Below are 24,598 nucleotides of genomic sequence, written 5' to 3'. Positions count from 1 at the left end.
GGATTTTTCATGTTCATGCTCAAGTTCATAGTGCGCAACATGTTCCGGCACAAGCTCCGCTCGATCCTCACCGTGGTCGGTGTTGCGGTTGCGGTCCTTGCCTTCGGACTCTTGCGCACCCTCGTTGGGCTTTGGTACTCCGGCGCCGAGCACGCCTCGGCCACCCGCCTGGTCACCCGTAACTCCATCTCGCTCATCTTCCCGCTCCCGGTCTCCTACCTCGACCGCATCCGCGGCGTCCCGGGGGTAACCTCGGTCTCCTACGGCAACTGGTTCGGCGGCATCTACATCGACGAGAAGCACTTCTTCGCCAACTACGCCGTGCAGCCCGCGAGCTACCTCGAACTCTACCCCGAGTTCCGGCTCTCGGCGAAGGAGCGCAACGACTTCCTGATGGACCGCAAGGGGTGCATCGTCGGGAACAAGCTCGCCAAGACCTACGGCTGGAAGGTGGGGGATATCATCACCCTGAAGGGGACCATCTACCCCGGCAACTGGGAGATGGTGGTGCGCGGCATCTACCGCGGCGCCGAGAAGACCACCGAGGAGCGCATCCTGCTCTTTCACTGGGACTACCTGAACGAGACCCTGAAAAAGACCGTGGCGCGGCGGGCCGACCAGGTCGGGTTCTACATGGTCGGGGTGAAAAAGCCCGAGCTTGCCCCCGACGTCGCCCTCACCATCGACGGGATCTTCAAGAACTCCCTCGCGGAGACCCTGACCGAGACCGAGAAGGCCTTCCACATGAGCTTCGTCTCCATGACCGAGGCGATCATGGTGGCGATCCAGATCGTCTCCTACATGGTGATCGCCATCATCATGGTGGTGGCGGCCAACACCATGGCGATGACCGCGCGCGAGCGGACCGCCGAGTACGCGACCCTGAAGACCCTGGGGTTCAAGGCGGGGCACCTGGGGTTTTTGATCTTCGGCGAGTCCGTGGCGATTTCGCTGTTCGGCGGCGTGTTGGGTGCCGTTTGCACCTTCCCGGCCGCCCTCTGGATCGAGACCCAGTTGGCCCAGTACTTCCCGTACTTCAGTGTCTCCCGGGAGACCATCACCCTGGAGATCCTGGCGGCGCTGCTCGTCGGGGTAGTCTCCGGCATCTTCCCCACCTGGCGCGGAGCGACCATCAAGGTAGCGGCCGGCCTGCGCCACATCGGGTAACCCCGAAAACCCGGAAACCTCGAACCCCTCTCACCGCGAAGACGCAAAGAACGCAAAGAAGGCTGAAAACATTTCAAAGCCAGCTGGTTCGGCCTTTCCCGCTCATGATACCGGCCGGACAGGTTACTAAGGCTTTTAAAGGTTCCTTTGCGTTCTTTGCGTCTTTGCGGTGAAGGCTTTGCTCTTGCTTTTTCGGTGAGTGCTTTTCGTTTTGCGGCGTTTTGTGCTACCCTGTCGCCCCTGTACTTTAATCCCGGAGGGCCCTTTGAAGTTTCGCATCCCCAAAGACAAGATCGTCTGGTCCCTGCTCCTGGTCTCCCTGGTACTCTACCTCGCCGACTACTACGCCTTCGGCCGCCTGGGCGAGATCGGCTTCGGCTTCATGTCCAACGTCGCCTTCCTCCCGGTCTACGTCCTCTTCGTTACGCTGATGCTCGAGCGGGTCATCAAAAACCGCGAACGCGAGGCGATGATGAAGAAGCTCAACATGGTGATCGGCATCTTCTTCTCCGAGGTCGGGACCCAGCTTTTGCGCGACTTCCTCGACTTCTTCCCCGACGGCCACCAGATCTCCCTGCACCTGCGTCCCACCCCGCAGTGGAAGGACCAGAACTTCCAGGAGGCCCTCCAGTTTCTCAAGGCGCAGGACATCCGGCTCGACTCGCGGCGCGGCGACCTGGCCCGGCTCAAGGACTTCCTGCTCGAGAAGAAGGGGACCATGCTCGCCCTCATGGAGAACCCGAACCTTTTGGAGCACGACGCCTTCACCGACCTCTTGTGGGCCGTCTTCCACTTGATCGAGGAGCTCCAGGCCCGGCGCAGTCTGGTAGGGCTTCCCGAAAGCGACCTCGATCACCTCTCCGGCGATATGAAAAGGGCCCACACCCACCTCTTGGTGCAGTGGGTCTCCTACATGTGGCACCTGAAGAGGGACTATCCCTACCTCTACTCGCTCGCCGTGCGCACCAATCCCATGAATCCCGAGGCACACGCGGAAGTGTACTAACGGCAGGGACTGGGGACTGGGGACTAGGGACTTGAAAGGCAGGGACTGGGAACTGGGGACTAGGGACTTGAAAGGCAGGGACTGGGAACTGGGGACTGGGGGCTAAGAGGCAGGGGCTAGGGATCAGGGGCTAGGGGCTAGAGACAAATCGCCGGAACTTTTCGAGGCTTTGAGGTCCTTGCCAGAGGCGTTGCGGCTGGCCACGCGTTCCCCACTTTTGAAAAGGGGGGGAAAGGAGGATTCGGACGGAGAAAACGAGCTTTCACCACAGAGGACACAGGGGAACACAGAGGAAAAGCAACGGCGTGAAAAAACCTTTGAACCTGGTTCGGCCTGAGGCGGTAACGTGGAGGGCCGATCAGGATGAATCCAGTCCCTAGTCCCTAGCCCCCAGTCCCTGCTTTTCACATCCTCCGTGGCTCCGTGACAGACCCGGTTTAGCCGCCTCTTAACCAAAAAAACGTTGCAACTTTCGCCGTAGTGTCTTATACATGGACGCTTCGCTAGCTCTCACTACCCCCGCCTAGAAGGTAACCGAACCTTGCAGAAAAAGCAGACGCTCGCACATCTCCGCCAGGAAATAGACGCGGTCGACGACCGCATCCTCGAGCTCCTCAACCAGCGTGCCGCGCTGGTGATGCAGGTGGGGGCCCTGAAGACTGTAGCCAAGAGCGACTTTCACGTCCCGAGTCGCGAACGGGAGATCTACGAGCGCCTCACCGCGGCGAACCCGGGTCCCTTCCCCTCGGATGCGGTGCGCGGCGTGTTCCGCGAGATCATCTCGGCTTCGCTCTCCCTCGAACACCCGATGCGGGTCGCCTTCCTGGGCCCCAAGGCCACCTTCAGTCACCTGGCAGCCATGCAGCAGTTCGGCCTTTCCGCCGAGCTCTCGCCGGAGCGCTCGATTCCCGCCGTCTTCGAGGCAGTGGAGAAGGGGGAGGCCTACTACGGCGTGGTTCCGGTTGAGAACACCACCGAGGGGATGGTGACCCACACCCTCGACATGTTCATGGAGAGCGAGCTCAAGGTCGACGCCGAGGTGCTCCTCGAGGTCTCGCACTTCCTTTTGTCGCGCACCGGGCGTTTCGAGGACATCAAGAAGGTCTACTCGCACCCGCAGCCCCTGGCCCAGTGCCGCAAGTGGCTCGCCGAAAACCTCCCCAACGTCCCCCTGGTCGACGTCGCCTCCACGACGCTCGCCGCCCAGATCGTGGCCGAGGACTACAACGCCGCCGCCATCGCCAGCGAGTACGCCGCCTCCATCTACAACCTGAAGGTGGTGAAGGCGCGCATCGAGGACCAGGTGAACAACTTCACCCGGTTCCTGGTGATCGGGCGCAAGATGGCCGACCCCTCCGGCGACGACAAGACCTCGCTCATGTTCCTGGTGCGCGACGAACCGGGGATCCTGCACCGCATGCTGGAGCCCTTCGCCAAGCGCAACATCAACCTCTCCAAGATCGAGTCGCGCCCCTTGAAGAAGAAGGCCTGGGAGTACATCTTCTTCCTCGACCTCTCCGGACACATCGGCGACCCGTCGGTTGCCGAAGCGGTCAGGGAATTGGGCGACTGCTGCCAGTTCGTCAAGGTGCTCGGATCCTACCCCAGGGCCCGTTCCTGATGCCGAAAGGGGGCGTGTTGATAGAGAGGCTCGCCGTCATCGGTGTCGGCCTCATCGGCGGTTCGCTGGCGCGCGCCCTGCGCGAGGCGCACGCCGTCGGCGAGATCGTCGGCATCGACCGCGACGAGGAGAACCTCAGGCGCGGCGTCGAGCTCGGAGTCCTGGACCGCTACGTGGTCGACCCTCGCGAGGGGGTGCAGGGTGCCGACGTCGTCTTCGTCTCCACCCCGGTCTGCTCCATCCCGACCGTGGTTGCCGAGATCGCACCGGTTTTAAAGCCCGGCACCATCGTCACCGATGGCGGGAGCGTGAAGGAGTTCGTGGTCGCCGCCTGTGAGAACCTCATGCCCGAGGGGGTGCACTTCGTGGGGGGGCATCCCATCTCCGGTACCGAGCACTCCGGCGTGCAGGCCTCCTTCGCGACCCTGTACCAGGGGAAGCGCAGCATCGTGACCCCCACCGAGAAGACCGATCCTGCGGCACTTGAGAAGGTCGTCGAGATGTGGCGCCGGGCGGGGTGCCGCGTGCCGCTCATGGATCCCGTGCAGCACGATCGGATGCTCGCGGCGATCAGCCACCTGCCGCACATGGTCGCCTACTCCCTGGTGAACGCCGTCGACGGCTACGACCGTTTCGGCGGGGACCTTTTGGCCTTCACTGCCGGGGGGTTCCGGGACTTCACGCGGATCGCGAGTTCCGACCCCGTCATGTGGCGGGACATCGCCCTTACCAACCGTGAGGCGATCCTGGAGACCATGGATTTCTTCGCGGGGTACCTGGCGAAGCTGAGAAGTCTGGTGGAGGCCGGCGACGCGCAGGCGCTCGAGGCGTTCTTCCTGAACTCCAAGCAGAAACGGGACGCGATTCTTTAGCAGCGAAAACAAGCGAAAAGGCTTTAGACGCGGATGGTACGGAAGTAGCTGCGGATTTACACGAGTAAATCAGCCTTACTGAGTAAATCAGCCTTTTGGTTTTACCCTCAAGTCTTAGGTTTATCCGTCGTATTCGCGTGATTTTGCCAATCCGTAAAATCCGCGTCCAAAAGGTTTTGATCGGAAAAGGCTTAGACGCGGATGGTACGGAAGTAGCTGCGGATTTTCACGGGTAAATCAGACTTTTGGTTTTACCCCCAAGTCTTTAGGTTTATCCGTGGTATTCGCGTGATTTTGCAAAATCCGTAAAATCCGCGTCCAAAGGTTTTGATCGGAAAAGGCTTTAGACGCGGATGGTACGGAAGTAGCTGCGGATTTACACGAGTAAATCAGCCTTTTGGTTTACCCTCAAGCCTTTAGGTTTATCCGTCGAATTCGCGTGATTCTTGCCAATCCGTAAAATCCGCGTCCAAAGGTTTTGATCGGAAAAGGCTTAGACGCGGATGGTACGGAAGTAGCTGCGGATTTTCACGAGTAAATCAGCCTTTTGGTCTTACCCTTCAAGTCTTTAGGTTTATCCGTCGTATTCGCGTGATTTTGCCAAATCCGTAAAATCCGCGTCCAAAAGGTTTTGATCTTCGCCTGGTATCCGGGTGTTGCAGTAAATTATTGAAGGTTTGTCGGAGGCCTCATGCAAAGTTTCACCGTGCAATGCGCCAAGACGGTACAGGGCGACATCACCGTACCGGGCGACAAATCCATATCGCACCGCTCCATCATGTTCGGCTCCCTGGCCACCGGCACCACCAAGGTGACCGGCTTCCTGCGCGGCGAGGACGCCCTCGCAACGCTCGAGGCCTTCCGCGCCATGGGGATCCAGATCGACGATGACGGCTCGACCATCACCATCCACGGCAAGGGGATCAACGGCCTCTCGGAGCCCTCTGACGTCCTCGACTGCGGCAACTCGGGGACCTCGATGCGCCTTCTGACCGGCCTCTTGGCAGGACAGGGCTTCTTCTCGGTCTTGACCGGCGACAAGTACCTGCGCGCCCGCCCCATGAAGCGCGTGGTCGGTCCGCTCACCCGGATGGGGGCCCGCATCCTCGGCCGCGACGGCGGCGAGAAGGCACCGCTCGCCATCCAGGGGGGGAAACTCACCGGGATCGAGTACACCTCGCCGGTCTCCTCCGCCCAGGTGAAGTCGGCCCTCATGCTGGCCGGCCTCTACGCCGAGGGGACCACCACCATCTACGAGCCGCACCTCTCGCGTGACCACTCGGAGCGGATGCTGCGCCACTTCGGCGCCCACATCGAGAGCTTCGAAGGTGGGGTGCGCCTGACCGGCGGCGTGGAACTCACGGCTGCCGACATCGCGGTCCCCGCGGACATCTCCTCGGCCGCCTTCTTCATGGTGGCGGCACTCATCGTCCCGGGCTCGGAACTGGTTATCCGTAATGTGGGCGTCAACCCGACCCGTACCGGCATCCTCGACATCCTGAAGGGGATGGGGGGCGACATCACGCTGGAGAACGAGCGCGAGCAGTCCGGCGAGCCGGTGGCGGACCTGAGGGTGCGCCACTCGAAGCTGAAGGCGATCGAGATCTCGGGTGAGGTGGTGCCGCGCGCCATCGACGAGTTCCCGGTCATCTGCGTGGCCGCGGCACTTGCCGAGGGGACCACGCGCGTGAAAGACGCGGCCGAGCTGCGCGTCAAGGAGACCGACCGCATCGCCGCCATGGCGAAGAACCTGCGCAAGGCAGGGGTCGGGATCGTCGAGACCCCGGACGGCATGGAGATCACCGGTGCCGGGAAACTCGCCGGCTGCGAGGCCGAGAGCTTCGGCGACCACCGTATCGCCATGAGCATGCTGGTGGCCGGGCTTGCCGCCAGCGGCAGCACCACCGTGGACGATACCGAGTGCATCGCCACCTCGTTCCCCGGTTTCCTTAACCTCCTCACGGAGGTGGCGGTACGTTGAGCGCGCAGAGAACAAACGGAGTGATCGTGGCCATCGACGGACCGTCGGGGGCCGGAAAGAGCAGCATAACCAAGTTGTTGGCCAAGCGTCTCGGCTACCTGCACATCGACACCGGCGCCATGTTCCGGGCCGTCGCCCTCATGTCGCAGCGGGCGGGGATCGCCTGCGACGACGATGCGCGCCTGGCGGAGCTTTGCCGCGGTATCGAGATCGAGTTCGAGCGGGAAGGGGAGGCCTACCGGGTCCTGGTGAACGGCGAGGACGTCTCCCGGGAGATCCGCACCGAAGAGGTGGGGCTTTTGACCTCCTGCATCTCGGCGCGCAAGCCCGTGCGCGAGGCGCTCCTGCAGATGCAGAGGAAGATGGGGGTGAAGGGTGGCGTGATCCTCGAGGGGCGCGACATCGGCACCGTGGTCTTTCCCGACGCCGAGGTGAAGTTCTTCCTCACGGCGAGCGCCGAGGAGCGCGGCCGGCGCCGCTATCTCGAGCTCGTGGCGCGCGGCGAAGCGGTGAGCCTCGAGGAGACCATCGAGAAGGTGGTCTGTCGCGATCGGCAGGACGAAAGCCGCGAGCACGCCCCCTTGAAAAGGGCCGAGGATGCCGTGCCCGTGGACTCCACCGCGATGACCATCGACGAGGTACTCGCCTTCATGGAAAAGACCGTGAAGGAGCGTGTCGCGGCGTAAGAACCAAGAACCTTTTCACCGCAAAGACGCAAAGAACGCAAAGGAAGCGTACAACCCTTTTCAATCTGTCCGGCCTACAGCGCAAACGATAAAGGCCGAACCGGTTTCCGAAGGTTCGTTTTTTGATTTTGTCTTCTGGTTTCTTAGCGTCTTCGCGTCTTTGCGGTGAAAGCTTTTAGCCGTTTTGGTTTTAAAGCTTCTAGCTGTTGGTTTTACAGATTTTTAGTTTCAAAAGGAGCAACATGGAAGTCATTTTGGCTAAACAGGCGGGGTTCTGCTTCGGCGTCAAGCGCGCCACGCACCTCGCCTTCGAGGCGGCCGACAAGAAGGGTGAAACCTACACCTTGGGCCCCATCATCCACTCCCCGCAGGTGGTACAGCGCCTCGAGGAGATGGGGGTGAAGGTCCTGGGGGACGTCAACGACGCGGACTCCGGCACCATCATCATCCGCTCGCACGGCGTTGCCGCCGAAGAACTCGAAGCGGCGGTCTCGAAGAACCTCGAGATCGTCGACGCTACCTGCCCCTTCGTCAAGAAGGCCCAGGAACACGTGGAGAGCCTCTCCCTGGCCGGCTACGACGTGGTCGTGGTAGGCGACGCCGACCACCCGGAGGTTCAGGGGATCGTCTCCTACGCAACCGGCAGGGTCTACGTGGTGGGGAGCGGCGAAGAGGCCGCCAAGCTGCCGCGCATGGCGAAGATCGGCGTGGTCGCCCAGACCACCCAGTCCTTCGAGAACCTGAAAGACGTGGTGTACGCCTGCCTCGCCAAGGGTGGCGAGATCCGGGTCTACCACACCATCTGCGACGCCACCGCGGTGCGCCAGGAAGAGGCGAAGGCGCTCGCCAGCAAGGTCGACTGCATGATCGTGATCGGCGGCTTCAACTCCGCCAACACCAAACGGCTCGCCGAGGTCTGCAGCGAACTCCTGCCGCGCACCCACCACATCGAGACCGCCAGCCAGCTCGATTCCAGCTGGTTTGTCGGGGTGGAAAAGGTCGGCGTCACCGCCGGCGCATCCACCCCCAAGTGGCTCATCGACGAGGTGTTGGACCGCATCGCGGAGATTGACAGAGAGAAAATAGGTTGATATTTTCCACGGATGTGCTAAATTAGCTCGATTTTATAGAGAATTTTCCCAGGGGGTACAGGCTTCGATGGAAGACGAAAAAAAGACGTTCAAGAAAAAAGATATGCCGATCAGGCGGTTACACGATAATGACGAGGAGATGGATCAGTCCGAAATGGGCGGCGAGTTTGCTGACCTTTTCCAGGACAGCCTGAGGCAGCCGCAGAGCGGCGAAGTCGTCAAGGGTGTGGTGGTCCAGATCGAGCAGGATGTGGTGCTGGTTGACGTCGGCTACAAGTCCGAGGGGTGCATCCGCATCGGTGAGTTCCTCGACGAGAGTGGCGATCTGACCGTGAAAGTGGGCGACGAAGTGAACGTGTACTTCGAGCGCGGCGAGAACATCCGCGGCCACATGGTCCTCTCCAAGAAGAAGGCCGATTCCCAGGTTGCCTGGGAAACCATCGCCGCAGCCGGCGAGGGTGGCATCATCGAAGGGAAGATCACCGGCAAGGTGAAGGGCGGCATGACCGTCGACGTCGGCGTCGAGGCGTTCCTCCCGGCATCCCAGGTGGACCTGCGTCCCGGCGGCAACATGGACCGTTTCGTGGGCCAGACCTTCCAGTTCCAGATCCTCAAGATGAACCGCAAGCGGGGCAACCTGGTACTTTCCCGCCGCGTGCTGCTCGAGGCAGAGCGCGACAAGGCCCGCACCGAGACCCTGGCCACCCTGAAAGAGGGTGATATCGTCTCCGGCCAGGTGAAGAACATCGCCGAGTACGGCGCGTTCGTCGACCTGGGCGGCGTTGACGGCCTCCTGCACGTGACCGACATGAGCTGGGGCCGTCTGGGGCACCCCTCCGAGATGGTCAAGGTGGGTGACACCCTGAAGGTGATGGTGCTCAAGTTCGACCGCGAGAAAGGGAAGATCTCCCTGGGCCTCAAGCAGACCGTGCCCGATCCCTGGCTCAACGTGAACGACCGTTACCACGAGGGTGAGCGCGTCAGCGGCAAGGTAGTGAGCCTCACCGACTACGGCGCATTCATCTCGCTTGAGGACGGCATCGAAGGCCTGGTGCACGTCTCCGAGATGTCCTGGACCCGTCGCGTGCGTCACCCGTCCGAGATCCTGAAGACCGGCGAGGACGTCGAGGCAGTCATCCTGGGTGTCGATCCGGGCAACCGCAGGATCTCCCTGGGCCTCAAGCAGACCGAGGTGAACCCCTGGACCGTGATCGGCGACCGTTACCCGGTCGGCACCAAGATCGAAGGGCAGATCAAGAACATCACCGACTTCGGCGTCTTCATCGGCATCGAGGACGGCATCGACGGCCTGGTCCACGTCTCCGACATCTCCTGGACCCGTCGCGTCAAGCACCCGGGCGAGATGTTCAGCAAGGGTCAGACCGTACAGGCTGTGGTTCTCAACATCGACGTCGAGAACGAGCGCCTCTCCCTGGGCATCAAGCAGCTGGCTGCCGATCCCTGGGAAGAGATCCCCAGGAAGTACCGTCCGGGTTCCCGCGTCAACGGCCGCGTCACCAGTGTGACCGACTTCGGCGTGTTCCTCGAGATCGAGGAAGGGATCGAGGGTCTGGTACACGTCTCCGAGCTGTCCCAGGAGAAGGTGGCAAGCCCGAAAGACTTCGCCAACGTGGGTGACGAGCTCGAGGCCGTGGTGCTTTCCGTCGACGTGGTCGACAAGAAGATCGCCCTGTCCATCAAGAGTCTGCAGACCGCGATCGACAAGGCCGAGTTCGCTTCCTACATGGGTTCCACCGGTGAGGCAACCTCCTCGTTCGGCGACCTGCTGAAGGAGAAGCTCAGCAAGAAGAACGAAGAGTAGGACCCGTCACTTCGCGACAGGTGTAATTTAATAGCCAACAACTGAGGTGTAACAATGACTAAAAGCGAACTGATTGACAAGCTGGTGGAAGTGCGCAATTCCCTGACCCGCAAGGATTCCGAGGCAGTTGTCTCGCTGGTCTTCGATGCGATGAGCGAGGCGCTCACCGCCGGTGACAAGGTCGAGATTCGCGGCTTCGGCAGCTTCACCATCCGTGATCGCGAGCCCCGTGAGGCGCGCAATCCGAAGAGCGGTGAGATCGTCAGCATCCCGAGCAAGAAGACCCCGTTCTTCAAGACCGGGAAGGATCTGCGCGAGCGGGTGAACAACCTCTAGAGTCGGGTACCGGCCAGGGCCCGGATGGCGGAATTGGTAGACGCAAGGGACTTAAAATCCCTCGGTCGCAAGGCCGTGCCGGTTCGACCCCGGCTCCGGGCACCACGGAACCGCAGCAACTAAAAGAAAAAGGGCCATGCGTTAAGCATGGCCCTTTTTTGCATGCAGAGTTCTCTGCGACGAAACGGCACAGAAAAATCACAGGCACTCACCGAGAAGACGCCAAGACGCGAAGAAATCAACATATATAAAACTGGTTCGGCCTTGGGCGTTTAACGCTTCAGGCCGAACCAGTGGGTAGGGTTTTTAGGTGATCTTTGTGCTTTTGTGGCCATCTGTTTCTTCGAGGTGACATGGGGGAGGTGCCACTCACCCTGCGCCAGCGTGCCTTGTTGGAGCAGGATTTCGACGAATCGGTACTCCCTTTCAAGGTGGACGTCGTTGACTGGGCAAGCACCCAGCACTCCTTTCAAGAGATAACCAAAAAATCCGCCAAGCCTCTGTAAGGTAGCAGGTGGGTTATCCCCTTCATCCCGTTCATCCCTGTTGGTTCTAAGCCTTTATCCCCGTTTATCCCTACGGGTTTACCCTGATTATTTTTGTGTCTCCCGCTTGACGCCCGAAATCTCCTCTGTTAATCTCTGTTTCAAGATTTGAAACTACTAATTTACAGAGAGGGCGTATGCAAGACACCTACTTCGGACAGGTTGACGTAACGAGCCTAAAGGGGATGCCCGTCAACGACCTGATCGTGCTTCTCGCGACGATGGGTAGCCATATTTCCCAGCACGAGAGGTACCAGGACCCGTTCATGGATGGCGTACCCAATGGCCCGCGCTTCACCGAACTAAGTCAGCTGTTGCAGCAGGCTCAGGTCGAGGCGGCCACCAAGGATACGGCCAAGCGCGCCTACCTGGAGCAGTTCATCCAGGAGTGCATCGTCAACATCAGGATCTTCGTGAACTTCGCCGAGATCCGGGCGGCGCGGCACAAGGACCAGCGCTACCTCGAGGGGCTCGGTCTCAAGAAGAAGGAGCAGAAGAAACGGAATGCCCGCTCCTCCTTCGGTCCCACGGGGGCACCCGAGCGGTTCTCGGTCAAGCATGGTCCGGTAAGCGGATCGCTCCTCTTTATGGTTGCGAGGGTAGTTGCCGCGGCGCACTATGATCTGGAGATGTGCATGGGAGATCCGAACAACGATGCCGACTGGCATGCAACCGGAACCTTCGTCACCACCCGTAACATCAGGCTCGACGGGCTGGAGCCCGGGAAGGTCTACTATTTCAGGATTCGTTGCCTTGGGCCCGGCGGTTTTGGTCCTTGGTCGAACATCATCAAGATCATGGTGATCTAGTTTCTCATCTTGCAAAGACCTAAACGACAGAAGTGGCGGCATCCAGCGGTGTCGCCACTTTCTTTTCTCGTCTCCCCTCCTTGCCATCGCATTTGTGCTCCACGAAGTGGCAGTTTCCCCTTCTGAACAACTCAAGTTACCAAAACAAAAACAACATGATCGTGAGATGAGAAGCATCTTCCGCTTGAGAACGAAGATGAACAGGTGAGTTAGAGATACACCCAGCCGGCTTTCGTTGTCGTCGGAGCGATAATGGGAGCGGCAACTGGCGACCTCGCGGTTGGAATTTCTATCTACCCTTTGCCGATAGTGGAATCGGCGGGTTGATTACGGTAATCGTCAGTGCCATTAACGAAATGGGCTGGGCGATTTGCTCAATCGCTGCCGCGATTTCGATGTTGCAGGTGCAAATAACGAAATCGATGAGGTGATTAAGGTGATCGTAATTGAGATTAAAGAAGTGGGCTGACGGATTAGCTTAATCACGGCGGCAATTCCATTATTCCAGGTACCGATAACGAAATAGTTGAGGTGATTAGGCTAATCATCAGTGCAATTAAAGAAATGGGTCAGGCAATTCGCTTAATTGCGGCCGCGATTTCATTATTTCAGGTACCAACAACGAAATCGGTGAGATGATTACGGTAATCGTCAGTGCAATTAACGAAATGGGCGGAGCAACTAGCTTAATCCCTGCCGCAATTTCGATATTCCAGGTACCAATATCGAATTCGGTGAGGTGATTAAAGTTGTCGTCAGTGCAATTGACGAAATGAGGCGGGCGATTATCTTAATTGCGGTCGAAATTTCGGTATTCAAGGTGCCAATAACGAAATCGGTGAGGAGATTAAGTTGATCATCCGTGCAATTACGAAATGGGCAGAGCGATTAGCGTAATCACGGATGGGTTCTCCTTTTTCCAGTTCCTGATCACCCGGGTTTCAAGTAAGGCAAAAAAAGGAGCCTGTCCGTTTCCGGCCCAGGCTCCTTTACTAGCGGATTGGTCGTGGTGCACAAGTACAAGAGGCCGAACATCTTTAGTGATAATAGTTGGGTCTAGCCTTTATCCGCGTTCATCCCATGTATCCCTGTTGAAAAAAGCCTTTATCGGTCGAACTCGAGTGTTGAGAGTTGGGGTTTAGCCTTTATCCCGTTTATCCCATTTATCCCTGTTCTAAATAAAGGCCTTTATCCCATCAATCCCTGACCAATCCAGCCTTGACCGCGAACGGATCCCAGCTCGGGTCCCTGTGAGCATCGTACTCCGTCAAGAGCTCCAACCACGCCGCCATGTCCTTCCCGTACAGTTTTCCGATCACCGCGAGCGTCATGTCCATCCCTGCCGAGATCCCCGAGGAAGTGACGACGTTACCATCATCGACCCAGCGCGCCTTCTTCACCCACTTGACCTTCGGTCCCGGGTCCGTCGAGTGTTTCCAGAACATCTTGTTCGTCGTCGCCGGCCGCTCATCCAGCACACCAGCCGCGGCCAGAAGCGACGCACCGTTGCAGACCGACATGACCAGTTCCGCCTTGGCGGCCCGCGTCCGGATCCAGTTCACCGTCGCCTTGTCCTGCAGAAGGGGAATGACACCCAATCCGCCCGGTACCAGCAAGTAATCGAGCTGCGGAGCGTCCTCGAAGCCGTAATCCGCCATAGTCTTCGGCCCCTGGTTCGATGCCACCTCGCCGCGTTGATCGGCGATGGTGACGAGCCGGATGCCGACCTTCTTGTCTTCGCCGCCCCAGGTAGCCGCCGGAGCATGTTTCAGATTACCCCACATCTCCATAGGCCCATAAGCGTCCAGCATCTCGAACCCCGGAAAGAGCAGCACCCCGATCGTCTTCTGTGAGTGGGGCTGAGTAGTTTGCTCCTCAACCGGCAGCACCAAGTTAGCATTAGACTTGTTCCCCCCAGCAAAAGCCGGCAGGGCAGCAACAAGCAGCGCCATGGCGATAGAGCAAACAAACACGCCTCTATATACAAGTTGTTTCACTAGAATCTCCTTTTAGACTTAACTATTAACATCCGTTTTTAGGTTCCATTGTCAATTGTCAACCGTCCATCATCAATTGACTCCGCGTTGTCAATCGTCAATTGTCAATTCAACCAAGGCCACGACAGTCAGCAGAACCTCTGTCGGTAATGACTAGGAGAAATTGAGAATCGCCGAGTAAAGCTAAGCCTGAAGTGTTCTCCTGATTGGAAGCCGCACTCCCGGGCGATGGATTCCATGGACAGGCTGGTATCTTCAAGCAGCGTAGCCGCCGCATCAAGCCGTACTCGTTCGATAAACTGTGCGGGTGTCACGCCCACCTCGCGTTTGAAGACCCGCGAGAAGTTGCGCAGGCTCATGGCCGCGTGTGCCGCGAGCGTCTCGTTGTCGAGGCGCTCCCGGTAATTCTCCTGGATCCACTGCAGGGTAGGGGAGAGCGGTCCCCCTTCGCGGAACTGCGAGAGCAGCGAGGTGCTGAACTGCGACTGTCCCCCCGGCCGCTTGGCGTAGAGCACCATGAGTCGAGCAACCTCAAGCGCCAGTTTTCGTCCGTGGTCCTCCTCCACCATCGCCAGGGCAAGATCGATCCCGGCGCTGACGCCGGCCGAGGTGTACACCGAGCCGTCTTTCGTGTAGATAGCGTCCTCGTTCACCTCAATCTGCGGATAGCGTTGCCGCAGCAGTTCCGCTTCTCGCCAGTGCGTCGTGGCGCGTCGGTCATCGAGAAGACCAGCCCGCGCCAGCACGAAAGCCCCCGTACAAACCGAACCGATGCGTCGCACGAGAGGTGCAGCAAGGCGCAGATACTCCACCAGTTCAGCCGGAGCATCGTCCGCCGCCGGCCCACCAGGAACCAGCAGCGTATCGATATCGGCACTCTCCCCCCAACCCGCATCCGCCACCAGTCGCATACCCGAAGAGGTGACGACGATGGTGTCCTTGCCTCTGGCGGCTATCTCCACACGATACAGAGCACCATGTCCGCCGTGTTCGCGATGGACGGCGTTGGCAAGGGCAAACACATCCAATGGGCCGGTAATATCCAGGACCTCTGCATTATCATAGGCAGCCATGACTATGAGTCTGGGAGGGCGTTGGGACGTTTGAAGGAGAGTGCGTCTACTCATGCGGCAAAACTACTGCAAAGGTGAAGATGGCGCAATGACAAAAAAACCGATTATTAAGCCAGATGACAAGGATTTGCGTTGAGTGGCAAGAAGAATTTCTATGGCGGTGGCAAAGATTTACTGGTCTTTACTAAATAGGTGCTTGCGGCCAACGGAAAGGGTCCCTTTTCAATTCAAGGCTCCGTTATTACCGGACTGACCTGGTGCACCCCCGAGGCAGGACTGTTACAACGACACATGTTGGTTTTATTAAACCTCAGCTTCCCAAGCTGAAGGTCGCGGGTTCGAATCCCGTATCCCGCTCCAAGAACTTCAAGCACTTACGAGATGTCGTAAGTGCTTTTTTTGTTCGCCTACCACTTTGTTTACCACTTTTGTGTTCGGCATTCTCAAAGTTCCAACTCATCCTCTGGTGGTGATTTATCTCGGGGCTCGACGGGAATTCTCTGGCCGAAGGACTGGAAGTCACCTTTCATTGAACTTGCTTGTCTATTGTGATAAACAATTGGTCGTTGAAGTGACGCGGGCAGTAATATGGCTTCCCGTAGATTCACTTGCAAACGCCGCACTTCAGAGTTTCGCGTATTTAAAATAAAGGAACAACCCTATGACAAGTACCCAACAACGCGCCGCACTGCAGCGCCAGATATGGCAAATTGCCAACGATGTGCGTGGCGCAGTTGATGGCTGGGATTTCAAGCAATACGTACTCGGCACCCTGTTTTATCGCTTTATCAGCGAAAACTTTGCCAGCTACATCGAAGGCGGTGACGACAGCATCAACTATGCGGAGCTCCCCGATGGTGTCATCACTCCCGAAATCAAAGACGACGCCATCAAAACCAAAGGCTATTTTATCTACCCCAGCCAGCTGTTTGCCACCATCGCCAAAGGTGCCAACACCAACGACAGCCTGAATACCGACCTCGCCGCCATCTTTGCCGCCATCGAAGCATCCGCCAACGGCTACCCGTCAGAGCGCGATATTAAAGGGTTGTTTGCCGATTTTGACACCACCAGCAACCGCCTTGGCAACACCGTGGCAGACAAAAACAGCCGCCTGGCAGCCGTGCTCAAAGGGGTGGAAGGGCTGGACTTTGGTGATTTTGACAGCAGCCACATCGACCTGTTTGGCGATGCCTACGAATTCCTCATCTCAAACTATGCCGCCAATGCCGGTAAATCCGGTGGCGAGTTCTTCACCCCGCAACACGTGTCCAGGCTGATTGCCCAGCTCGCCATGCATAAGCAGACCAGCGTCAATAAAATTTATGACCCCGCCTGTGGTTCCGGTTCGCTGCTGTTGCAAGCAAGAAAGCATTTTGACACCCACATAATAGAAGACGGTTTTTTCGGCCAGGAGATTAACCACACCACCTACAACCTGGCGCGGATGAACATGTTCTTGCACAACATCAATTACGATAAGTTCAACATCCAGCTGGGCAATACACTGATCGACCCGCATTTTGGTGGCGAAAAACCCTTTGATGCCATTGTCTCCAACCCGCCCTATTCGGTGAAGTGGATCGGCTCAGACGACCCGACCCTGATTAACGATGAACGCTTTGCCCCGGCTGGCGTACTGGCGCCCAAATCCAAAGCCGACTTTGCCTTTGTGCTGCATGCTCTCAGCTATCTCTCCGGCAAAGGACGGGCAGCCATTGTCTGTTTCCCCGGCATTTTTTACCGTGGCGGCGCAGAGCAGAAAATACGCCAGTATCTGGTTGATATCAACTACGTCGAAACGGTCATCTCTCTCGCGCCCAACCTATTTTTTGGCACCACCATTGCCGTCAATATCCTGGTGCTCTCCAAGCATAAAACCGACACCACCACCCAGTTTATCGATGCTAGCGGCTTGTTTAAAAAAGAGACTAATAACAACGTCCTCACCGACACGCACATCGAACAAATCATGCGGGTGTTCGACAGCAAGGCGAATATTGAACACTTTGCCAAATCGGTGGCTTTTGAAGATATTGCCGCGAATGATTACAACCTGTCGGTCAGCAGCTACGTCGAAGCCAAAGACAACCGCGAAGTGGTGGATATTGCCAAGCTCAATGCCGAGCTGAAAACCACTGTTGCCAGGATTGACAAGCTGCGGACCGAGATTGAAACCATCGTGGCGGAGATTGAAGGCGAGGGGCTTGAGGCATGAGCAGCATGAGTTTTATGAAGAAGTTGCTGGCTGGTGCTGCGGTGGAGTGGACGGTACTGGGCGATGAAAGCTTTATCGAAGTAGCGAATACCGCAAGGAGGCCAGTAAAAGCTTCGCTACGAGTTTCCGGGAAAACGCCATATTACGGCGCAAACAATATCCAGGATTATGTGGATGGCTATACCCATGACGGCGAATATGTACTAATCGCAGAGGATGGCTCATCAAGCCTGGAACATTATTCTATTCAATATGCAACGGGGAAATTCTGGGCAAATAATCACGTGCATGTTGTGCGTGGAAAGCAGGGGCTGAACAGTAGGTTCCTGTATCATTATTTGCGTATTGTTGATTTCATTCCATACCTACCAAACAAGGATAGGGCGAAATTGACAAAAGGGGAAATGCTAAAGATTCCCCTCCCCATCCCATCCCCAGAAAACCCTAAAAAATCGCTGGCCATCCAAGCTGAAATCGTCCGCATTCTGGATGCCTTTACAGAGCTGACTACCGAGCTGACCACCGAGCTGACCACCGAGCTGACCACTCGCAAAAAACAATACAACTACTATCGCGATCAGTTGTTGAGTTTTGCAGAAGGAGGAGTGGAGTGGAAGACGTTGGGGGAAATTACAACGAGCATCGCATCTGGGCGTAATAAGGCTCGATCTGCCGATGGTGCTATTCCGGTTTACGGTTCAACGGGATTAATTGGCTTTACTAACGAAGCAGCGTACACCGGTGATGTACTTCTTGTTGCTCGCGTCGGTGCTAATGCCGGGCTAGTTAACGCTGTGTCTGGTGACTTTGACGTATCTGATAACACGCTCGTAATTCGTCCGATTAATTCGTGGAATATGCGTTTCGCATTTCATCAGCTGACGCACATGAATTTGAATCAGTACGCGGTAGGCGGTGGTCAGCCGTTGGTGACGGGCGGCCTTTTAAAAAGCTTGAAAGTCCCATTCCCGCCTTTGAAAGAGCAAGAGCAAATGGCAGCTATCCTCGACAAATTCGACGCCTTGACCAACTCCATCAGCGAAGGCTTGCCCCGCGAGATTGCATTACGCGAGAAGCAATATGAGTATTACCGTGATTTGCTGTTGAGCTTTCCCAGGCCAGAAGAAGTGACGGCATAACATGAGCAAAACGCTTACGGAAATAGCCCAGCAGCTAAAAGATGCCAACAAAAAGGTGCAACTGATCTATGCCTTTAATGGTGTGGGTAAAACACGACTTTCGCGGGAATTCAAAGAATTGATTGCCCCTAAAACTGACACTGAAGAGACACATTCAGAATTGGCACAAAAGAAAATCCTGTATTACAGTGCGTTTACAGAAGATTTGTTTTATTGGAACAACGACTTGAAGCTGGACTCCGAGCCGAAATTAATAATTCAACCCAACTCGTTCACCAAATGGGTGTTTGATGAACAAGGCCAGGATCAGAACATTACTACCACTTTTCAACACTACACCAATGAAAAATTAACGCCACATTTTAGCACGGATTATTCGGAAGTCAGCTTTTCATTCGAGCGTGGAAACGACCAACAAGAACCTAATGTTAAGATTTCAAAAGGGGAAGAAAGCAATTTTATTTGGAGTGTATTCCATTCATTGATTGATCAAATGATCGAAGAGTTAAATATTCCAGAAATCAATGACAGATCAACCAATGTCTTTAATAATTTGGAATATGTTTTTATAGACGATCCAGTAAGCTCATTAGATGATAACCATTTGATTGAGCTCGCTGTTGATTTGGCTCAACTTATCAAGTTGAATGAATCAGAGGTCAAGTTCATAATCACTACCCACAATCCGCTTTTCTATAATGTTCTATACAATGAACTTAATAGTGACGACGGTATCTACAAAAAGAAATTTTTTGATAGGCATCGGATGACAAGGCTCGATGACGGCACATATCAGCTAATTAGCCAACCAAACGACTCACCATTCTCATATCATCTTTATTTGAAGTCAGAGCTCGAAAAGGCCATTGAAAGTGGTCACCTGAGTAAATATCACTTCAACTTTTTGAGAAATATTCTAGAAAAAACTTCAACTTTTCTGGGCTATAAGAAGTGGGGCGATTTGTTGCCAAAAACCGATGATGGCAAACCCAATCCGTATGAGGCCCGGATTATTAATATCTCCAGCCATTCGAAACATGCAGGCGAAGAGGTGGCCGATCTCACGGAAGATGACAAGCGTGTCTTGCGCTACCTGGTCAATGAAATTAACACAATGTATCGCTTTCAGCAGACCCAAAGCTAGAAACAGAACGTAAGGGTAACGCATGACAGAATATACGCCCATTGCTGAATCCAATAACTTTATAGTCCTCGATAAATACACCAAAGCTTGGCAGGTCTGCGATTCCTACCAGAGTGAGTACGATCTGGAGCGGGAATTTATCCAGGATCTGCAAAACCAGGGGTATGAATTTGTACCCAACTTAAACGCACCGGACAAGCTGCTTGCCAATGTGCGCGAGCAGTTGCAAGCCCTGAATAATGTTCAGTTTTCAGGCGGTGAATGGTTGCGATTTGTTGAGACCTGGCTGGATAGACCCAGCGATAGCATCATCGATAAGACCCGCAAGATCCATGATGACTATATCCACGATTTTGTCTTTGATGACGGGCATATTCAGAACATCTACCTGCTGGACAAGAAAAATATTGCCCGCAACAAGGTGCAGGTTATCAAGCAATTTGAGCAAGCGGGCTCGCACAGCAACCGCTACGACGTCACAATCTTGGTGAATGGTTTACCCCTCGTGCAGGTTGAACTGAAAAAGCGCGGCGTGGCGATCCGTGAGGCGTTTAATCAGGTGCATCGTTACAGCAAGGAGAGCTTCAACAGTGAGCAATCGCTGTATAAATATTTGCAGGTGTTTGTGATTTCCAACGGCACTGACAGCCGTTATTTTGCTAACACCACCCAGCGCAACAAGAACAGCTTTGATTTCACCATGAACTGGGCGAAGGCCGACAACAGCCTGATCAAGGATTTGAAGGATTTTACCGCCACGTTCTTCCAGAAGAATACCCTGCTCAACGTGCTGCTGCATTATTCGGTATTTGATGTGAACAATACGCTGCTGGTGATGCGGCCGTACCAGATTGCCGCCACTGAGCGCATTTTGTGGAAAATAAAAAGCACATGGCAAGCCAAAAACTGGAGCAACACCGAAAGTGGCGGGTATGTCTGGCACACCACGGGTTCCGGTAAGACGTTGACCAGTTTTAAAGCGGCACGGTTGGCCACTGAGCTGGACTTTATCGATAAAGTGTTTTTTGTGGTGGATCGCAAGGATCTGGATTACCAGACCATGAAGGAATACCAGCGCTTTTCGCCTGATAGCGTGAATGGCTCGGAAAGTACCGCGGGCCTTAAGCGCAACCTGGATAAAGATGACAACAAGATCATTGTCACCACCATCCAGAAGCTGAACAACCTGATGAAAGGCGAAACCGACCTGCCTATCTACGGCAAGCAGGTAGTTTTTATCTTTGATGAGTGCCACCGCTCGCAGTTTGGTGAAGCCCAAAAGAACCTGAAGAAGAAATTCAAGAAATTCTGTCAGTTCGGATTTACCGGCACCCCGATATTTCCGCAGAACGCTCTTGGCGCAGAGACCACCGCCAGCGTGTTTGGCCGTGAACTGCATTCCTATGTCATTACCGATGCCATTCGCGATGAAAAGGTGCTCAAGTTCAAGGTTGACTACAATGATGTGCGCCCACAGTTTAAGGCCATTGAAACCGAGCAGGATGAGAAAAAGCTCAGCGCGGCAGAAAACAAGGAAGCCCTGCTGCATCCCGAACGAATTCGGGAAATTTCCCAGTACATTCTGCATAACTTCCGGCAGAAAACCCATCGCCTGCAGGCTGGCGCCAAAGGCTTTAATGCCATGTTTGCCGTAAGCAGTGTGGATGCGGCCAAGCTGTATTACGAGTCGTTCAAGCTCTTGCATAAAGAAAGCGACAAACCTTTAAAAGCCGCTACCATCTTCTCGTTTGCGGCCAATGAAGAACAAGGGGCGGCTGGGGAAATTGTGGACGAGAGCTTTGAACTCTCCGCAATGGAGAGCAGCGCCAAAGAGTTTTTAAGCGCAGCAATTGCTGACTATAACGGGCTGTTTAAAACAAATTTCGGTGTGGATGGCAATGGTTTCCAGAACTACTACCGCGATCTTGCGTTGCGCGTTAAGAATCAGGAAGTTGATCTGTTGATCGTAGTGGGTATGTTTCTCACAGGCTTTGACGCCCCCATGCTGAACACCCTGTTTGTCGACAAAAACCTGCGTTACCACGGCTTGATGCAGGCCTATTCGCGCACCAACCGAATTTACAATGCCACCAAAACCTTTGGCAATATCGTCACTTTCCGGGATTTGGAACAGGCCACGGTTGATGCCATTTCCCTGTTTGGCGATAAAAACACCAAAAACGTGGTGCTGGAGAAGAGTTACAAGGAATATATGGAAGGCTTTACCGATCTGGTCACCGGAGAAGCCCGACGCGGTTATCAGGAGGTGGTAAAGGAATTACAGCAGCGTTTCCCCAACCCTGAAGAGATTGTTAAAGAATCCGATAAAAAGGCCTTCGCAAAATTATTCGGCGAGTATTTGCGCATTGAAAACGTGCTGCAAAACTACGATGAATTTGCCAGCCTTAAAGCCTTGCAAAGCATTGATACCAGTGACCCGCAAGCGATTGACGCATTCAAGGCCAGGCATTATGTAAGCGATGATGACCTGAAAGCTTTACAGGCGATTCAGATGCCTGCAGAACGCCAAATTCAGGATTACCGTTCAACCTATAACGATATTCGCGATTGGCTGCGTCGGGAAAATTCTGCCGATGTTAAAGAAAAATCGACCATTGACTGGGATGATGTGGTCTTTGAGGTTGACCTGCTTAAGTCACAAGAGATCAACCTGGACTACATTCTTGAACTGATTTTTGAAAAAAACAAAAAGGTCAAGGATAAAGCGGCACTTGTTGAAGACGTGCGCCGGGTGATTCGCGCCAGCCTTGGCAACCGTGCTAAAGAAAGCTTGGTGGTTGATTTTATTAATCAAACCGACCTTGATCGGCTTGGAGACAAGGCCAATGTGATCGAAGCCTTCTTCACCTTTGCCCAAGCGGAACAACAGCGAGAGGCGCAAGAGCTAATCAGTAGCGAAAGTCTCAATGCAGAGGCGGCCAGAAGATTTATCACAACGTCACTCAAACGGGAATTTGCCAGTGAAAATGGCACCGAGCTCAATGCCATTCTACCCAAAATGAGCCCGCTTAATCCGCACTACCTGACTAAAAAGCAGAGCGTGTTCCAGAAAATCGTTGCTTTTGTGGAGAAGTTTAAGGGCGTGGGGGGGCAGATTTCCGGCCTAGTCCCGTAGTATGGATTAGCTTACAAACGCCGATTCGGCGCCATCTTTGAAGATCGGATTTTCCGGTTCCCGGATTTCCGGGGTGGCGGGTGCTGCCGGTTCGGCAAGATCCGGGTAAAGCTCCTTAACGGCCTCGATGCCAGCGGCCGTCAGCAACTCCGGGCGCTCCACGATCAGCTTGCCGATGGCCGAAAACGCTTCGGCCTCCAACTCGCGTTGCTGGGCCAGAAGTTTCCGGCGTTTCTCGTCCGCTTTCCTGATTTCCTCTTTGATCTGGGTGCTTTTCTGGGGACACAATACTAATAATAGCCTGACACATGAAAGCCTCCGATGGTAAGGTTATTGCCTTCACAGCCCTTTGCCCTTATACCAGTGCCTTTGTTCATCCTACCCTATTTACTTTGATCAAGAGGTGCCTTAGACAAACGAGGAACCTTACTATAAATCTCAAAAACGAATGCTTCCTTCTCTATTGAAATGTGGCATCTGCGGTGACAATTGGGGCACAGTGCGACGGTGTTCTTAATTGTGTCTGGACCACCTTGGGCAAGGTTCACCATGTGATGAACTTCAAGGTAGGGCCCGTTATCACCTTTAAACGGCGCTGGACTTAAACAGCCTTCGCAAATCCCCCCTGAATTCTTAAGGATCCACGCTTTTACGGAAGGATCTCGAGCGTACGTTGTGCTTGATTTAACCGATTGCTGAGGCTTTTCCTGCCCCTTTGGTACTCCACTTATCCCCTTTTTGAGTAGCTTTTTAACTCGTTCGTCGACAGTTTTTTCATCGAAGTCGGGCTTGTAGTCTTCTGGCGAGTAGTGCCCCAGTTGCTCTAGGATAGCCAATACCTTTTCCTTAGCCTGGATGCCGATGTTCTTGGCAGGAAGATATCCTTTTATCGTGGGTTCGCAGATCTCCTTGAGCACTGCTGAGATGTTTTGCATGCGGTATTCGACCGAGGCTTTTGACCTTCGCGCAAGAGCACCCTCACGTAGCTTCCGGTTGAAGTCAGCTTTGCGGTAGGGTGCACCCATGTATTCTTGCTCCCTCATGGCAAGGTATGCCCGCACTGCAGCAGTCATTTCCTCATCTGTCCATTCTGCACCAAGAGGTCCTCCTTCTCGAAGGGTCACCATGTATCGCTGAAAACCATCCAACCGTGTGAGTTGCATTTCTGCAGATGGAAGGTTGCTGAGGTCCGAACTATTTTGAGCCATTGCGAAATGGGAAGGGAACGCGGAGGCTAGGGCTTTTACAAAGTCTTTTTGCCAGAATAGGCGGGTCCTATGGGTAGGGCTGCTCTCTATGGCGATATATGCTTCGTATTTCGCGCCATTGAAAACCATTTCAACAGGTAGGTGTTCACCTGGCTGAGGGTCATGTGCCATAAAGAATGGCCTTATCTCAATCGGAATACCCGTACCCTGTGTAAAAGCTGATTTGTCGAGGACTTTTACGGCATCGTCGGCCGATTTTATGGTCCAAGAGGACTCTCTTAAGGAAACTACCTTCAGACCTGATTTGGTAACAGCTGTGTTAGCCTGGAGACCACCGGAGAAGTCAGATTTTGGCTGGCCTGTGGCCATTGAAACTATTTGCTTGACCGGGTAGATCCGGCCGGCATGTAGGATGGCAAACTTGAAATTCTTATTCTCTGTCCATCCGTCCCACTCTTTTAGCTTCCTCTGGCTTGCGTCAAACTCATCCATTGCGGCTTTAAGAAGGTCAAACGTCACGTCCACGACATCCCCCCACTCTTGCACTCAAATGATTGCAACGCGCCAGTAATAACAAGAAAATGTTCAATAGTAAATATTAACAAGCTGGCAAGGTGCTGACAGATAAATTCTTACATGAACATTGGTGCTTTGAATTCAGCAAAATGGTCTTCTGCGGGAGAGACATCAACTGCAAGTTCACCAGCGAGATACTTCTTATGACAAAGGTTGTTGAGAGTATTGGGC

The 24,598-nt window shown here is 54.9% G+C and carries 19 protein-coding genes and 1 tRNA gene; 16 read left to right on the top strand and 4 right to left on the bottom strand.

Annotation, left to right across the window (positions count from 1 at the left end; translation table 11 throughout):
* Positions 1–9: 9 nt before the first annotated feature.
* From H7688_RS09105 to H7688_RS09050, 12 genes are all read left to right on the top strand, one after another.
* On the top strand, positions 10–1,167 hold the full coding sequence (locus tag H7688_RS09105; protein ID WP_183360753.1) for an ABC transporter permease: 1,158 nt from the start codon (positions 10–12) through the stop codon (positions 1,165–1,167).
* Positions 1,168–1,432: 265 nt separating this feature from the next.
* Positions 1,433–2,173 (top strand): MJ1433 family protein, encoded by a 741-nt coding sequence (locus tag H7688_RS09100; RefSeq protein WP_183360752.1) that lies wholly within the window; start codon positions 1,433–1,435, stop codon positions 2,171–2,173.
* Between the two features lie 541 nt (positions 2,174–2,714).
* Positions 2,715–3,794, top strand: a complete 1,080-nt coding sequence (pheA, locus tag H7688_RS09095) for a prephenate dehydratase (protein ID WP_183360751.1) — start codon at positions 2,715–2,717, stop codon at positions 3,792–3,794.
* The gene (locus H7688_RS09090) at positions 3,794–4,666 is read left to right on the top strand and encodes a prephenate dehydrogenase (RefSeq protein ID WP_183360750.1); all 873 of its coding nucleotides are present in this window, start codon (positions 3,794–3,796) and stop codon (positions 4,664–4,666) included. The genes pheA and H7688_RS09090 overlap by 1 nt, the downstream gene beginning before the upstream one ends.
* Before the next feature lie 691 nt (positions 4,667–5,357).
* Entirely contained in the window at positions 5,358–6,647 is a 1,290-nt protein-coding gene (gene aroA / locus H7688_RS09085; RefSeq protein WP_183360749.1) for a 3-phosphoshikimate 1-carboxyvinyltransferase, read from the top strand.
* Positions 6,644–7,333, top strand: a complete 690-nt coding sequence (gene cmk / locus H7688_RS09080) for a (d)CMP kinase (RefSeq protein WP_183360748.1) — start codon at positions 6,644–6,646, stop codon at positions 7,331–7,333. The genes aroA and cmk overlap by 4 nt, the downstream gene beginning before the upstream one ends.
* A gap of 242 nt (positions 7,334–7,575) precedes the next feature.
* Positions 7,576–8,424 carry a 4-hydroxy-3-methylbut-2-enyl diphosphate reductase gene (locus tag H7688_RS09075; RefSeq protein ID WP_183360747.1) on the top strand — a complete coding sequence of 283 codons (849 nt, stop codon included), beginning with the start codon at positions 7,576–7,578 and terminating at the stop codon, positions 8,422–8,424.
* Positions 8,425–8,491: 67 nt separating this feature from the next.
* Entirely contained in the window at positions 8,492–10,246 is a 1,755-nt protein-coding gene (locus H7688_RS09070) for a 30S ribosomal protein S1 (RefSeq protein WP_183360746.1), read from the top strand.
* A 54-nt stretch (positions 10,247–10,300) separates the two neighbouring features.
* On the top strand, positions 10,301–10,582 hold the full coding sequence (locus tag H7688_RS09065) for an integration host factor subunit beta (RefSeq protein WP_183360745.1): 282 nt from the start codon (positions 10,301–10,303) through the stop codon (positions 10,580–10,582).
* 18 nt (positions 10,583–10,600) lie between these two features.
* Positions 10,601–10,687 (top strand) — tRNA-Leu (locus H7688_RS09060).
* A 248-nt stretch (positions 10,688–10,935) separates the two neighbouring features.
* A complete protein-coding gene (locus H7688_RS09055) occupies positions 10,936–11,088 on the top strand; it encodes a hypothetical protein (RefSeq protein ID WP_183360744.1) in 153 nt (50 codons plus the stop codon).
* Between the two features lie 176 nt (positions 11,089–11,264).
* Positions 11,265–11,936 (top strand): fibronectin type III domain-containing protein, encoded by a 672-nt coding sequence (locus tag H7688_RS09050; protein WP_183360743.1) that lies wholly within the window; start codon positions 11,265–11,267, stop codon positions 11,934–11,936.
* 1,196 nt (positions 11,937–13,132) lie between these two features.
* On the opposite strand, the gene H7688_RS09045 is transcribed toward H7688_RS09050, so the two are convergent.
* Together H7688_RS09045 and H7688_RS09040 are read right to left on the bottom strand one after the other, a co-directional pair.
* The gene (locus H7688_RS09045; protein WP_198424476.1) at positions 13,133–13,933 is read right to left on the bottom strand and encodes a DJ-1/PfpI family protein; all 801 of its coding nucleotides are present in this window, start codon (positions 13,931–13,933) and stop codon (positions 13,133–13,135) included.
* Between the two features lie 128 nt (positions 13,934–14,061).
* Positions 14,062–15,006 carry a GlxA family transcriptional regulator gene (locus tag H7688_RS09040; RefSeq protein ID WP_246329760.1) on the bottom strand — a complete coding sequence of 315 codons (945 nt, stop codon included), beginning with the start codon at positions 15,004–15,006 and terminating at the stop codon, positions 14,062–14,064.
* Positions 15,007–15,667: 661 nt separating this feature from the next.
* Between H7688_RS09040 and H7688_RS09035 the strand changes: the two genes are divergently transcribed.
* From H7688_RS09035 to H7688_RS09020, 4 genes are read left to right on the top strand one after another with little or no spacing between them, the layout of a single operon-like run.
* A complete protein-coding gene (locus H7688_RS09035) occupies positions 15,668–17,224 on the top strand; it encodes a type I restriction-modification system subunit M (protein WP_183360741.1) in 1,557 nt (518 codons plus the stop codon).
* Positions 17,221–18,363: a restriction endonuclease subunit S gene (locus H7688_RS09030; RefSeq protein ID WP_183360740.1), complete on the top strand. Its 1,143-nt coding sequence runs from the start codon at positions 17,221–17,223 to the stop codon at positions 18,361–18,363. The genes H7688_RS09035 and H7688_RS09030 overlap by 4 nt, the downstream gene beginning before the upstream one ends.
* Position 18,364: 1 nt before the next feature.
* Positions 18,365–19,507 (top strand): AAA family ATPase, encoded by a 1,143-nt coding sequence (locus H7688_RS09025; RefSeq protein ID WP_183360739.1) that lies wholly within the window; start codon positions 18,365–18,367, stop codon positions 19,505–19,507.
* Positions 19,508–19,529: 22 nt separating this feature from the next.
* On the top strand, positions 19,530–22,643 hold the full coding sequence (locus H7688_RS09020; RefSeq protein WP_183360738.1) for a type I restriction endonuclease subunit R: 3,114 nt from the start codon (positions 19,530–19,532) through the stop codon (positions 22,641–22,643).
* A gap of 6 nt (positions 22,644–22,649) precedes the next feature.
* Here the strand turns inward: H7688_RS09020 and H7688_RS09015 are convergent, their stop codons facing one another.
* Together H7688_RS09015 and H7688_RS09010 are read right to left on the bottom strand one after the other, a co-directional pair.
* Positions 22,650–22,931, bottom strand: coding sequence for a hypothetical protein (locus H7688_RS09015; protein ID WP_183360737.1), 282 nt, complete (start codon positions 22,929–22,931; stop codon positions 22,650–22,652).
* A gap of 95 nt (positions 22,932–23,026) precedes the next feature.
* A complete protein-coding gene (locus tag H7688_RS09010) occupies positions 23,027–24,376 on the bottom strand; it encodes an HNH endonuclease (RefSeq protein ID WP_183360736.1) in 1,350 nt (449 codons plus the stop codon).
* Positions 24,377–24,598: the final 222 nt, after the last annotated feature.

Source organism: Geomonas limicola, assembly GCF_014193675.1.
GTDB lineage: Bacteria > Desulfobacterota > Desulfuromonadia > Geobacterales > Geobacteraceae > Geomonas > Geomonas limicola.
This window is presented reverse-complemented; position numbering and strand designations above follow the sequence as displayed.

Coding starts and splice junctions, on each gene's coding strand:
- H7688_RS09105 (WP_183360753.1), top strand. CDS start 10: ATGTTCATGCTCAAGTTCATAGTGCGCAACATGTTCCGGCACAAGCTC.
- H7688_RS09090 (WP_183360750.1), top strand. CDS start 3,794: ATGCCGAAAGGGGGCGTGTTGATAGAGAGGCTCGCCGTCATCGGTGTC.
- aroA (WP_183360749.1), top strand. CDS start 5,358: ATGCAAAGTTTCACCGTGCAATGCGCCAAGACGGTACAGGGCGACATC.
- H7688_RS09075 (WP_183360747.1), top strand. CDS start 7,576: ATGGAAGTCATTTTGGCTAAACAGGCGGGGTTCTGCTTCGGCGTCAAG.
- H7688_RS09070 (WP_183360746.1), top strand. CDS start 8,492: ATGGAAGACGAAAAAAAGACGTTCAAGAAAAAAGATATGCCGATCAGG.
- H7688_RS09065 (WP_183360745.1), top strand. CDS start 10,301: ATGACTAAAAGCGAACTGATTGACAAGCTGGTGGAAGTGCGCAATTCC.
- H7688_RS09055 (WP_183360744.1), top strand. CDS start 10,936: ATGGGGGAGGTGCCACTCACCCTGCGCCAGCGTGCCTTGTTGGAGCAG.
- H7688_RS09050 (WP_183360743.1), top strand. CDS start 11,265: ATGCAAGACACCTACTTCGGACAGGTTGACGTAACGAGCCTAAAGGGG.
- H7688_RS09040 (WP_246329760.1), bottom strand. CDS start 15,006: ATGGCTGCCTATGATAATGCAGAGGTCCTGGATATTACCGGCCCATTG.
- H7688_RS09035 (WP_183360741.1), top strand. CDS start 15,668: ATGACAAGTACCCAACAACGCGCCGCACTGCAGCGCCAGATATGGCAA.
- H7688_RS09030 (WP_183360740.1), top strand. CDS start 17,221: ATGAGCAGCATGAGTTTTATGAAGAAGTTGCTGGCTGGTGCTGCGGTG.
- H7688_RS09025 (WP_183360739.1), top strand. CDS start 18,365: ATGAGCAAAACGCTTACGGAAATAGCCCAGCAGCTAAAAGATGCCAAC.
- H7688_RS09020 (WP_183360738.1), top strand. CDS start 19,530: ATGACAGAATATACGCCCATTGCTGAATCCAATAACTTTATAGTCCTC.